Raw genomic sequence first — 11,485 nt, forward strand, 5'->3', positions numbered from 1 at the left:
TCACGGCAGACACGCCGAATATCACCCGTATATCAAACATGTCACGCCGCAGATGACGATCCGCTACGCCACACTCGCCTCGCCCACTCTGCGCGCCGCTTACGACGAGGCCATGGGCAAGATGCGCCGCCAGTTCACCCTCACCCCGGTCGGCAAACCCATCCTGCCCGACAAGGTCAGCTGGCTGAACAGCGAGATGCTGAAAACCCGTGTGGCGCACGGCTACTGCGCCCGCCACCCGGCCGCCGGCGCCTGCCCGTATGCCAACATCTGCGAAACCTGCGACAACTACATCACCGCACCCGAATTTCGCGGCGCCCTCACCGATCAACTCGCCGACATCCAGGTCCTCAAGACCGACGCCGAGACCCGCGGCTGGACCGACGAAGCCGCCCGCCACGCCCACGTCGCGCACGCCCTCACGGACCACCTGCAGCGCCTCGACCGCTGAAACCCCGAACCAGCCACCGGGTTGACCCACCCCCGAGGGCCGGATAAAGGAGCGGCTCAACAAAGAGATCCGGCGCCGAACCGACGTGGTGGGCATCTTCCCCGATCGCAGTGCGATCATCCGCCTCGTCGGCGCGGTGTTAGCTGAACAGCACGACGAATGGATCGAAGGCCGCCGCTACCTTGGCCTCGACGTGCTCACCCGATCCCGCGCAGTGCTGGCCCACCACCGACCAACCAATCGATGACCAGTCCGGCACCACCACCCCGGCATTGACGGCCTAAACTCCCACCCGAAGGGTCACGCATCGAGCGAACTCATACACCACCACTCCGGACTTGGCCCGGGAGCCGAGCATCACAAAGCAGAGACCATATCCGCAGCTAGATAGCATAAGGGGCGGTAGCTCAGTCGGTTAGAGCCGCGGACTCATAATCCGTTGGTCGCGGGTTCGAGCCCCGCCCGCCCCACCGAAAAGTGCCTGCTAGAGCTCTGCTAGAGCGCATTTGTGACGGTTAGCGCGCTAGGTACTGAGCCAATTTACCGGCGTCGTACCGGCGTGTGGCGCGGTACGGCGGCGCTAGCCGCTTGAGGATCGACTTTCGACAATTTGTTGTCGATGTGAAGTGGCTGGGATGGTTGTGAATCCTCAAGCGGCTAGCGGGGTTTCGATGGCCAGTTTCGATGGCCAAGTCGGCGAAGAGGGTCTGCATGTTGACGCGGAGTTGTTCGTAGTCGCGGTCGAGGCGGGTCCAGTGCGCGGGTTTGCGACCCATGCGTGGGCTGGGTATCCCGGCGAGGATGGGCGCGATGACCTGGTCTCGCGGGGTGAGCAGCGCGGCGATGGTGCGCGCGGCCTGCGTGGGCACCAGGTAGCGGCGGGTCTGTGCGGGCTTGTCGACGAGCTGTGTGCCGCGAAGTTTAGGTAGGCCGTAGGCCGCCTGACGCACGGTGTAGCTGCTGTGGTCGTGCCCGGTGACGGCGTGGACCTTGGCGGTGCACTCGGCGAGGGTGCACCCGCACCGCGTCATGCATGCGGGGTTTGTTGAGGTCGACACCGCCGACCCGGGTGGCACCCAACCGGACACCGGCGGGCAGCTCGTCGAGGATGTCGTCGGCGAGGAATCCGGTGTCCACGCAGTCTAGACTAGGGCGGTGGCGAACCGCTCGACGACGCCGGCCAGCCAAGTGACGATCTCGGGAAACTTCTCGATCATCCGCCCGCGGCGCAACTCCGCGGTGCTGTGCGCGATCGCCTCGAACCAAAGCACGCGGTCGCTTTTGGTATAGGCCTTGCCGGTCAGCCTCCCGAAGTGCAGCTTGAACACGGCCAGGTCAAACGTAGGTGTCTTGATCGCGGCCTCGATCACCGAGGCCTGACTTCCGCAGATAGTGGGCACACGGATCGCCGGATTTGGGCGTTTACTAGCGCAAACGTGGGATGAGCCGATTTGGGTCGTGTTACTACACGACGCCAGCGATCCGGGCGGGGTTCGTCAGTCGGCGACGGCGGCGTCGATGCCGGGTGTGAAGTCGAGGTACTTGGGTGGTTCGGGTAGGTCGAGCGCGGCGAGGATGGTTTTCTGATCGCCGGTGAGGGCGGAGCGTTGCGCCACGCGGCCGTCGGCGGTGGCGAAGGTGACCAGGTGCATGCGGTCGAGTTCGTGGCGCAGATTGCGCCAGGTGTCGCCGGTGCGGGTTTCTGCGACGCGGATGAGAAGCAGTGCCAGCCAACACAGTTGGACGTGAGCGCGGATGCGGTCCTCGCGGTGGTGGTAGACCGGGCGCAGCCCCAGCGAGCTCTTGGCGTCGCGCCAGCCGCGTTCCACCGCGAGCAGCTGCTTGTAGGCGGCGGCCAAATCCTCGGCGGTAAGCGTGAGGTCGGAAGTGCGCAGCAGCCACTTGCCGTCGTAGTGGGCTTCACGTTGGGCGGCGGCGCGGTCGATGCGCAGCAGCCCGGTCTTGGTGCGCCGCAACAGCCTGCGCAGCCCGGGCTTGCCCTTCAAGGAGCCGACGAACTCGTCGCGCTTGCGTTTCGGCCAGGCGTCCGAGCCATCGATCAGCCCGGAGAGGTGCTCGATGAGCCGCTCACGCACTGCTGCGTCACGGTCGGCGGCATCCGGGTTGTGGCACACCACGAACCGCTCCGCACGCACCCCCTCGTTGTTGCCGCCGCCGGGTGCCACCCGAATCTCCTTGACCCGCAGGTTGTCGGCCACGTCGTGGTAACGGCCGGGGCGGGCCAGCGCGTCGGCGGCCTCGGCGTTGGTGTGGCGCAGCTTCTCGGCGTGGATGTAGTGCCCGCCGCCGCGGGTGAGATAGGCGCGGTTGGCCGCGGAAGCAAACCCGGCGTCGGCCACCCACACCAGCCGGTGCAGATTCCACGATCCCAGATCGTCTTTGACCGTGCGGATGATCCGCTGATCGCTCTCACTGCCGGGAAAGGTCCAGCAGCGCACCGGGATTCCGTCGCGGGTCACCGCCATCGCGATCACCACCTGAGGCCGGTCGTCGCGGTGGTCCTTGGACTTGCCGAACCGGCGCGCGGCCCGCTCGACCGCTTTCGCGGTGCCGTCGTCGACCTCGGGTTCGGGGGCCAGGTCGGCCAGTTCGTCGGGCACATCGACCTCCCAGTAGGTGGAGGTGGTGTCGATGAAGACGATGTCGACGTCCAGGTTGAGCAGGTGCGCGACCGAATCGAAGATCTGCGCGGCGATCTCGCCTAGCGCGGCGAGCAAAAAGTCCATCGACCGATACGCCGCGTCATCGGAAAACCCGGGGCACTCGGCGATCGCGACCCGTTCGGCGACCCACCGTGTGGCGCCCAGCTTGCTGCCCGGTTCCAGCGCCCGCTGCGCCACCAGCGCGAACAGCACCCGCTCCACGGTCGCGGCGTCCAGGCGCCGGTCCGCGGCGACCCGGCGCAGCGCCGCGCCCACACCCAGCCGGTCCCAGAGTTGGTCGAGCACCCATGCCCCGCCGAAGCGGCGCGAGTCCAAGATCTCGATCTCGCCGGTGTGCGCGGCCGCGATCGCCTGTGCCGGGTCGAGGAACCGCGAGATCGAGGCGACCAGTCGGGCCAGCGCGTCGCGGTCCACGGTGTCAGCGCGGCCGAAGTTGTGGATCACCTTCGCCGAGGGCACCCCGGTGACCGGATGGCGTTCGCTGTGCGCCAGCTGCAGATACGACACCGTCGACCCGTCGCGGTTGCGCCGCTTCGTCTCCCGCAGGTACACCCCTACACTGCTAGCACATATTCGCTGGTGAAGTCCAGCGACACGCCAGAACTCGTGTGCCTACACGAATCCGCCGTTTCGGTGACTCTGCAAGCCTCCTACCAGCACAATCGCTCCGCGCTACCCCGAAATATGCCTACGAACTGCGGAAGTCGGGCGAGGAGCGTTTGCGGGTGCGGCGTGGCCGTTGTGCGGTCCCGAAGATGGTGCGCACCTTGGGCACGTCCAACCGGGAGCGTGATGGCCCTCGTGCGGCGGCGCCGCACGAAATCATCTAGACCGGCGGCAACTGCTACATGACGTAGATGAGGGGCTGCGGTGCCCGCTGACCGGCAACGATCACCCCGTCTGCTTCCTCAACCTTGTCGAATACAGCACGAGTGCCGACGCCGTGCACTTACACGTAATCCTGTTACCAATGTGAAAATTGTTGTGTATACACCACGTTCGGGCAACGCGCCCGGATTGCATCACCGGCGTGTCGCACCGGGAAGTGTCGGCGCACAATGCTACACTGGACGAGCTTGATCGAACGTGTGATCGAGCCGGTAGCGCGTGCAGGCGCTACCGAACTCAACCACAACAAGAAAGAACAACAACAACAAGTGTTCCCTGCCAATGTACTAAAAGTGTTGATCGCCACGCCGGGAGATACCGGCGATGAGGTCGACGAGATCATCAAGAGCATCCACAGCTGGAACGGACGCCGTGCTGAAGCGGAGGGCGTGATACTGCTCCCGCGCTTCTGGAAATTCGACGCCGTACCACTGATGAGTTCGGATGGGCCCCAGAGCGTCATCGATTCCCAGCTGGTGAATGACGCCGACATCGTGATCGCGGTGTTCGACAGCCGCGTCGGGACCGCCACGCCGACAGCAGTTTCCGGCACCGCCCACGAAATCGAACGCACTGCCGAGGCGGGCAAGCCGGTACATGTCTACTTCTCCGACGAGCCCGTCAGCCGGAATGCGGACCCCGAAGAACTGGCCCGGCTCAACAAGTTTCGTGCGGAGATGAAGGCCAAAAACCTCTTGGGCGTGTACGTGGATCCCACTGACCTTGGCGATCAGGTCCGTGAGGCTGTCGAGCACGACATCGTCATGATGGACTTGGGCGTATCCGCGTTGTCGGTTGCTGCACCTGACCACGCGATGCCACGGTTACGGTACGACGGGTTCGCCAAGCGCCTTATTGCGGAGAACCTCAGCACCACGGTTCGGGCCGACGAGTTCACGCTCGACATTCCTGACGGCCATTATTTGATCGGCTATGACGGCGAGCCGCTCGACCTGCTCCCACAGGCGGATGCGCGCTGGCGGGTGACATTATTCATGGGCTCCGACAATTCCGTGAAGATCAAGATGCGGTGGCTGGAAAACGGTGAGCCGCAAGAGGAAACCCAGACGGTGTTCCTCGACTGAGTTCTGGGGCAGCCGAGGCGGGGAGCCTGGCCGACAACCCCTTAACCCGCCCCGGCGACCGACTAGGGTGTGCCGCTTCGGGGCCTAGGACGGCGCTGAACAAGGCAGCGTAGTAGGGCGGGAAGGACGCCGACAAGGCCGTTTCTTCGGCAGTGAGTCAACCTGGTTGGTCGACAACGTGGTCGTTCTTCTCGCTAGTCCTTAAATAAGCGAGTCGCTGCCAGCGGATTGCAGGATTGTGCGGGAGTTCGATTTGGTTTGGCGGTCGGGCGGTGTCTGGGGCGTCGATGACTGTTTTCGGATGGGTGTGGGTTTCCCCTGAAAACGTGGAGGTTTCCGTTATGCGGCCTGCGGTTGGATGGCCGTGATTTTTTCGTATTCGACGGGTGGCGGCAACCCGGCTGAGCTGTGCCGACGTCGGGTGTTGTAGAACTCGTAGCACCAGGTGGTGATGGCCTCGCGTGCCTGTGCCTTGGTGGCGAAGTGGTGGCGGGACAGCACCTCGTGTTCGAGGGTGGAAAAGAACGCCTCGCTGGCGGCGTTGTCGAAGCACGACCCGACACGTCCCATCGATTGGGGCACCCCGAGCTTGCGGCACAGCTTAGTGAAATCATTGGCGGTGTAGGTAGATCCGCGATCAGTGTGAAAGATCACGCCAGCGATCGCTGCGCGCCCGCCACGTACTGCGACGGCCATCTTGATCGCGTCGCTGGCCAGCTCGGCATCGGGGTGCTCCGACATCGGGCAAGCCAGCAAACGTCGCCCGCACAGGTCCAGGACCGAAGCCAAAGACAGTTTGGCCTCATCGGTGGGGATTTCGGTGATATCACCGCACCACGCCCGGTTGGGCGCTGCGGCGGTGAAGTCCCGTTTGAGCAGGTCGGGGAACTGAGGTGCCTTCTTGTCCTGGCGGGTCAACCCCCTGGGGCGCTTAGGCTTGCGCCCGGCCAGCCCGTGCCGGCGCATCGAGTCGGCCACCGTGTTCACGCTGACCTTCCAGCCTTCAGCGAGCAGGTCGGCGTGGATCCGCGGCGAGCCGTAGGTGCGCTGGGAGCGCTCGAACAGCTCCGCCACTCGCGCATCCAGCCGCGCGCGGCGTCGCTGCCGCTCAGTGGGCTCGCGGTCCAGCCACTTATAGAACCAGGAAACGCTGACCCCCAAAAGCGCGCAGCACACCGTGTGTGGCACCCCATGCACGGTCCTCTGGTCGGCGATAAAGCGGGCCACACTCACCTCGTCGCCTCCTTGACCCAGCCGACCACGGATCGCTTGAGCACATCACGCTTCATGCGCAGCTCGGCGACCTCGGCGCGCAGCCGCTTCAACTCGGCGATATCACCGGTGGAAAGCCCCTGGGCGCCTTCCCGTTCAGCACGATCTTTGGCAACCCAATTACCCAGGGTGCCCGGATGGATCCCGAGGTCTCGGGCCACCTGCGCGATCGGCTTACCGGTATCCCGGACTATCCGTACCGCTCCCTCCCGAAACTCCCGGTCGAACTTCCTGCGCGTCTCTGACATGCCCTTACCTCATAGTGCATGCCTCCACACTTTCGGGGGATTTCCCGTGAGCGGTCGTCGATTGGCTGGATTATTGCTTCTGCGTGGGTTGTTCGGGTGTGAGGGCATGCGGGGACGCCGCGAGGTGCGCTGGTTTGGGCAACGGAGACAGGGCTGGCGTGCTGTGGGGTGCGGCAGGACCGTAGGCGAGTGGCGGGTGTGGGTGTCAGCCGAGGTCGTGTCCCTGCGGCGGTGTAAAAGGGTTCGGACGTAGGTTCCCTCCAAGACGGGAAGTCTGACCCTGATTTTTCAGCCGGCCTGTGATGATCTTGTTTTCGGTGGCCGGGGCGGTGGTGGCTGCGCTGTTGGGATGCGCTGATGGGGGTTGGAAGCTGTTGGGTGATGGCGTAATTGGGGGTGGGCACGGCCGCGGGGCTGTGGTGACCGGTTTTAGGGATGGGTCGATCGCGTTGTGGCGGTGGAGGGTTGGAGATGGGGTGCGAGGTGTGCGGTGACGGGCCGGTTCGCGGCGGTCAACCGAAGGCCGGTAGCGCCCGGATGCGTGGTAGCGCGGTGGCGAACGCCTCCACGTGGGGGTAGGCGGCAGCAAAACGCAGGTGCAGGCGTCGGCCGTGACGCACCAGCCGGGCGGCGACGTTGAGAAATGCCAGGCGTAGTCGTTTTCCCCGCGCTCGACGCACCGCGCGGGGCAACGCCAGGGCGCGCAACCAGCACCCGATGTTGTGGGCCAGCGCGGCGGCCTGCCAGGACAGCCAGTTACCGAAGAACGATCGCGCCGGGGCGTGGATCATCCCCAAGTCGTTTTTGAGCGCCCGGATGGTGTCTTCGGGGATGCCGCCGCGCAGCCGGTGATGCGCCTCGACCTCGGCGGCGCTGAGCCGCTCGGCGGGCACGTTGGTGATGATCGCGTGCAGCCGCCAGCCATCCAGGTCATCGAAGGCCAGCTGCTCACCGGGCTGTTTGGGTTGGCGGCGCACGATCAGCCGCACACGCCGTCCCAGCACCGTGGTGGTGGTCTCGGCGATCTGGCTGCCCTTGTCGGTCTCCTGCCCTTTTGCCGGGGCCCATACGGTGTGCGGGTCGGTGGCCAGCGCGTGGATCACGGCCGCGACCGGCTTGTACTGTTTGACCGTGACCGAGTAGTCCGCGCCGTGGCGTTCGGCGGCCTCGATCACCTGCTGCTGGTAGCCGGCCGAGTCGACCCGCGGCCACAACCGGTAGGTATCGCGGCAACCGGCCGGGATCGCGCTCACGCACTCGTCGATGAAGCTGCCCATCGCCGGCCCGTCGTTAGCTGCGCCGCCGCGGGCGCGCAGTGCGAGCACGTCTCCGGTCTCGCCGCACACGCCCACCAGCGGGGAGAGCGCGCTCTGCCCGGTGCGCGAGAATGCGCTGCCTTGCTTGCCCGCCCCGTAGGTCGCCACCCGGGTGGCATCAGGGTCGATGGTCAGCCGCTCACCTTCAGGGGCGGCGCCAGCAGCCCAGGCTCGGCGCAGCATCACCCGGTTGACCGCGCCGGCCTTGGCCACCCGACCCAAATCCGCGCCCGCCACAAACCGCCACAACGTGGGCACCGACGGCAACGGGTTGGTCCCGCGCAGCACCGTGGTCGCCGGGTCGGCCAGCACCACCCGATCACTCAAGAAGTCCCCACCGGCCAGCAGCGTCTCGGTCAACGCCCGATAACACTGCCCACCGCTATAGCCGCCCGGCCCGATCAGACGCAACCCCCGCCGATCGGCCTCGCCGACCACACCCAGCCGGTCCAGCAGCGGACCCCACAACGCCACCCCCGCCACCGGCGTCAGCTCATCCTCGCCCGCGCTGATCAGCGGGTGCGGCACCGGGTGTTTCGGACTCGCCAGCACCACATCATCGACATCGAACAACAAACCGCTAGCATTCACCACACGGGTGCCCTTTCTCTGGGATCATCGTCGCCTTCCACAAACACGATTATCCCTTGCAGGAAGGGCACTTCCGCGCTACGACGCGGCCCTCAATCCATAGCCGGCTGAAAAATCAGGGTCTGAGGAAAGGAACCCACGTCCGTGTCGAAAAGAGTATCGCCTGCGCAGCGGTTGCAGGCAGAGATTGATGGGGTGTTCGCCGGTGGTGAGGATTTGTCGCGTGCAGTCGAGCGGGTGGCCCAGTTGGGCGCGCAGCTACTGCTGCAGTGCGCGTTGGAGGCCGAGGTGAGCGCGTTTTTGGGCCGGGATCGCTACCAGCGGGCCGCTACCAGCGAGGATCCGCGGGCTGGGATGCGTAACGGGTATTGCCCGACCACGGTCAAAACGACCGCCGGCCCGATCACGCTGCACCGGCCGAAGGTGCGCGGCACCACCGAGCGGTTCGCCAGCCAGTTGCTCGGCACGGGGGTGACCAAGACCAACGCGCTGGAGTCGCTGGTGATCGCCGGGTTCGTGCGCGGGTTGTCGACCCGCGACGTGGAGGCCACCTTGGTCGAGGCGCTCGGCGAGGGCGCGGCGGTGTCGAAGTCGACGGTGTCGCGGGTCTGCGAAGACATCAAGACCCAGTTCGAGTCCTGGAGCCGTCGGCGCCTCGACGAGGTGGAGCTGGACTACCTGTTTTTGGACGGCAGCCATTTCACGTACCACGCCAACGCCTCGGCCGAGCCGGTGCTGGCCGCGTGGGGCATCGACACCGACGGCAAACCGGTGTTCGTCGGGCTGGAGGCCGCCTGCAGCGAGTCCGGGGATGCCTGGGAGGGGTTTTTGCGCGGGCTCGGCGAGCGCGGGCTGGCGTGCCCGCTGCTGGTGATCAGCGACGGCGCACCCGGGTTGATCGGCGCGGTGGAGCGCACCATGGGTGCCGCGCTGCGCCAGCGGTGTCTGGTGCATCGCGCCAGAAACATCCTTGCCAAAGTGCCCAAAAACGCCCAAGCCGAGGTGAAGGCCGACTACTGGGCGATCTTCGATGTGCCCGAGAACATCGCGCCTGGCCGCGACGCGGTCACCTACGTGCACAAGAGGATCGACGCGTTCGCCAAGCGTTGGCGCGACTCGTATCCGGCGGCGGTGCGGTGTCTTCTTGATGACCGTGACTCGCTGACGGTCTACCTGCGGTTCCCACGGGAGCATTGGGCCCGGGTGCGCCACTCCAATTTCATCGAGCGGACCTTCGGGGAGACCCGCCGCCGAGTCAAGGTCATCGGCCGACTGCCCGGCGAGCACTCCTGCCTGAAGCTGGTGTGGGCCGTACTCGACCGCGCCTCGGCCGGCTGGCGCGGGTTCACCATGACACCGGCCGTGCTACGGCTACTACAGGACCTGCGAAGGTCGTTGCATGACCCACCGACCAAACTGCCGCAACGAAATTCGCAAGTACGCGCCGAAACTGAAGCGGCGCCGGCCGATGCTGTCGGCGCCATCGTATAAAATCACAATCGCAAGTGAGCGGAATCTATGCCCGAACTTTTACACCGCGATTGGGACGCCACCTCAGCCGAAGCGAGTGCGCTCAATGGTGTTGTAGGCGCTGAAGAATCGGTCCAGGCTGGGGTGGTAGCCGATGATCCGGACGGTAATGGCACGGGCGCGGCGGATGATCATGGCGGGGATGAGGATCACCTGGGTGCAAAAGCGGCGGAACTCCATGTTGATCCAGTCTCGCCGGTCGGCCTTGTGGTGCAGCATCATCGCAAACCAGGACTTGATGTTCCAGGCCAGGGCGGCGATGACCATGTGGGCCCAGTTGGAGACCAGGTCATAAAGCGGCACCCGCAGCGCGTTGACACCGTTTTTCAGCTGCTCGATGACGTTTTCCTGGTCGCAGCGGTCGTTGGCGCAGGCCACGACCTGCGCGGGGGTCAGATCGGTGCGGGTGGTGATGTAGAAGAAGTAGCGGACCTCGTCGATGAGCGCCTGCTCACCGCGGGTCTTGCTGATGTTCTTGCGCAGCGCGATCACCCGGTAGGGTCGGCCACACTTGCCGGGCTGGTAGGTGAACTCGGCGACATCCTCGCCGTTGAGTTCAAGGTTGACATAGCCGCGTTCGGCGACGATGCGCCGCTTGTGGTTGGGCTCGCGCCGGCGCTGCTGCCCGCTGCGCGGCGGCGCGGGGTCGGGCCGCTGCAGCGGTGTCCAGCAGGCCTCGGCCAGCGCCTCGGCGCGCGAGCGCAGCGCGGCACTGGCGTCCATGCCGAACACGAAGTCGACCTGCTTGGCCCATCGGTCGAAGTGCGCGGTCAACGAGAAGTCGGTGTCCCCGCGCAAACACACCCGTGCGGCGTGCGGGGTGACCAGCTCGATGGCCTTGTCGATCCACTGCGCCGCGCCGGCGTGGCTGGGCGCGTTGCCGGGCCGGTTGACCAGGTAGAGCACTTCCTTGGTGTTGGCCAGCGACACGATCAGCGGCGCGTAGCCCCAGATGCCCTGGTAGGACATGTCCATCCCGGCCTTGTGTTGGCCGTAGGTGGGTGCGATGGTGCCGTCCACGTCAAGGTAGGCGATCGGGCCCAGCAGCTCAGCGCCCCGGCCCGCCCACAGCTGCGGGCGCACCGCGTTGATGGCCTCCATCAACGTGGCCACGTCGGCCTCGCTGAACCGGCGGCAGAAATCGCCGGCCGTGGTCGGATCCGGGATCAGCTGCGCGCCCAAAGCGTTCATGTAGGCGCTGTCGTGGCGCAGCCGCTCGATGTCTTCAAGGCGGGTGCCGCCACAGGCCACGTTGTAGGCCAAGTTCAACACATGGTCGGATTCGTGATAGGGCAGGTGCACCTTCAACAACTGCAGATCCTCGTCGATCCGCTCGACCTAACATCGTCGGGAAGAGTTCTTGATGAGTTATCAACAGATGACAGCGAGGTGCTCAGGCGCATTGTCGGCAATCCGCGGT

At 65.6% G+C, this 11,485-nt stretch carries 9 protein-coding genes, 1 tRNA gene and 2 pseudogenes; 5 read left to right on the top strand and 7 right to left on the bottom strand.

Annotated elements, in window-relative coordinates; all coding sequences use genetic code 11:
• Positions 1–37: 37 nt before the first annotated feature.
• The 3 genes and pseudogenes from MSM1_RS22100 to MSM1_RS17680 form a co-directional block, all read left to right on the top strand.
• A pseudogene (locus MSM1_RS22100) lies at positions 38–451 on the top strand (integrase); the annotation flags it as partial.
• Positions 452–497: 46 nt separating this feature from the next.
• Positions 498–735 (top strand): annotated as a pseudogene (locus tag MSM1_RS17675) (transposase); the annotation flags it as partial.
• 112 nt (positions 736–847) lie between these two features.
• Positions 848–921: transfer RNA gene (locus MSM1_RS17680), tRNA-Ile, on the top strand.
• Between the two features lie 45 nt (positions 922–966).
• On the opposite strand, the gene MSM1_RS17685 is transcribed toward MSM1_RS17680, so the two are convergent.
• The 3 genes from MSM1_RS17685 to MSM1_RS17695 form a co-directional block, all read right to left on the bottom strand.
• Complete coding sequence (locus MSM1_RS17685; protein ID WP_213444905.1) at positions 967–1,482, bottom strand: hypothetical protein; 516 nt, start codon at positions 1,480–1,482, stop codon at positions 967–969.
• A gap of 111 nt (positions 1,483–1,593) precedes the next feature.
• Positions 1,594–1,821, bottom strand: a complete 228-nt coding sequence (locus MSM1_RS17690) for a hypothetical protein (RefSeq protein WP_213444907.1) — start codon at positions 1,819–1,821, stop codon at positions 1,594–1,596.
• A gap of 126 nt (positions 1,822–1,947) precedes the next feature.
• Positions 1,948–3,687 carry an IS1634 family transposase gene (locus tag MSM1_RS17695; protein ID WP_213443518.1) on the bottom strand — a complete coding sequence of 580 codons (1,740 nt, stop codon included), beginning with the start codon at positions 3,685–3,687 and terminating at the stop codon, positions 1,948–1,950.
• A 524-nt stretch (positions 3,688–4,211) separates the two neighbouring features.
• Between MSM1_RS17695 and MSM1_RS17700 the strand changes: the two genes are divergently transcribed.
• Complete coding sequence (locus MSM1_RS17700) at positions 4,212–5,108, top strand: hypothetical protein (protein ID WP_213444909.1); 897 nt, start codon at positions 4,212–4,214, stop codon at positions 5,106–5,108.
• Between the two features lie 339 nt (positions 5,109–5,447).
• Here MSM1_RS17700 and MSM1_RS17705 read toward each other — a convergent pair whose 3' ends face one another.
• The 3 genes from MSM1_RS17705 to MSM1_RS17715 form a co-directional block, all read right to left on the bottom strand.
• Positions 5,448–6,341 carry an IS3 family transposase gene (locus tag MSM1_RS17705; protein ID WP_213444911.1) on the bottom strand — a complete coding sequence of 298 codons (894 nt, stop codon included), beginning with the start codon at positions 6,339–6,341 and terminating at the stop codon, positions 5,448–5,450.
• Positions 6,338–6,628 carry a transposase gene (locus tag MSM1_RS17710; RefSeq protein ID WP_213443526.1) on the bottom strand — a complete coding sequence of 97 codons (291 nt, stop codon included), beginning with the start codon at positions 6,626–6,628 and terminating at the stop codon, positions 6,338–6,340. The genes MSM1_RS17705 and MSM1_RS17710 overlap by 4 nt, the downstream gene beginning before the upstream one ends.
• A gap of 512 nt (positions 6,629–7,140) precedes the next feature.
• Complete coding sequence (locus tag MSM1_RS17715) at positions 7,141–8,538, bottom strand: IS1380 family transposase (protein ID WP_213444914.1); 1,398 nt, start codon at positions 8,536–8,538, stop codon at positions 7,141–7,143.
• Between the two features lie 141 nt (positions 8,539–8,679).
• On the opposite strand from MSM1_RS17715, the gene MSM1_RS17720 reads away from it, so the two are divergent.
• Positions 8,680–10,026: an IS256 family transposase gene (locus MSM1_RS17720; protein ID WP_213444916.1), complete on the top strand. Its 1,347-nt coding sequence runs from the start codon at positions 8,680–8,682 to the stop codon at positions 10,024–10,026.
• 63 nt (positions 10,027–10,089) lie between these two features.
• On the opposite strand, the gene MSM1_RS17725 is transcribed toward MSM1_RS17720, so the two are convergent.
• Complete coding sequence (locus MSM1_RS17725) at positions 10,090–11,367, bottom strand: IS1380 family transposase (protein ID WP_374101752.1); 1,278 nt, start codon at positions 11,365–11,367, stop codon at positions 10,090–10,092.
• Positions 11,368–11,485: the final 118 nt, after the last annotated feature.

Origin of the sequence: Mycobacterium sp. SM1 (genome assembly GCF_018361265.1) — a bacterium.
GTDB lineage: Bacteria > Actinomycetota > Actinomycetes > Mycobacteriales > Mycobacteriaceae > Mycobacterium.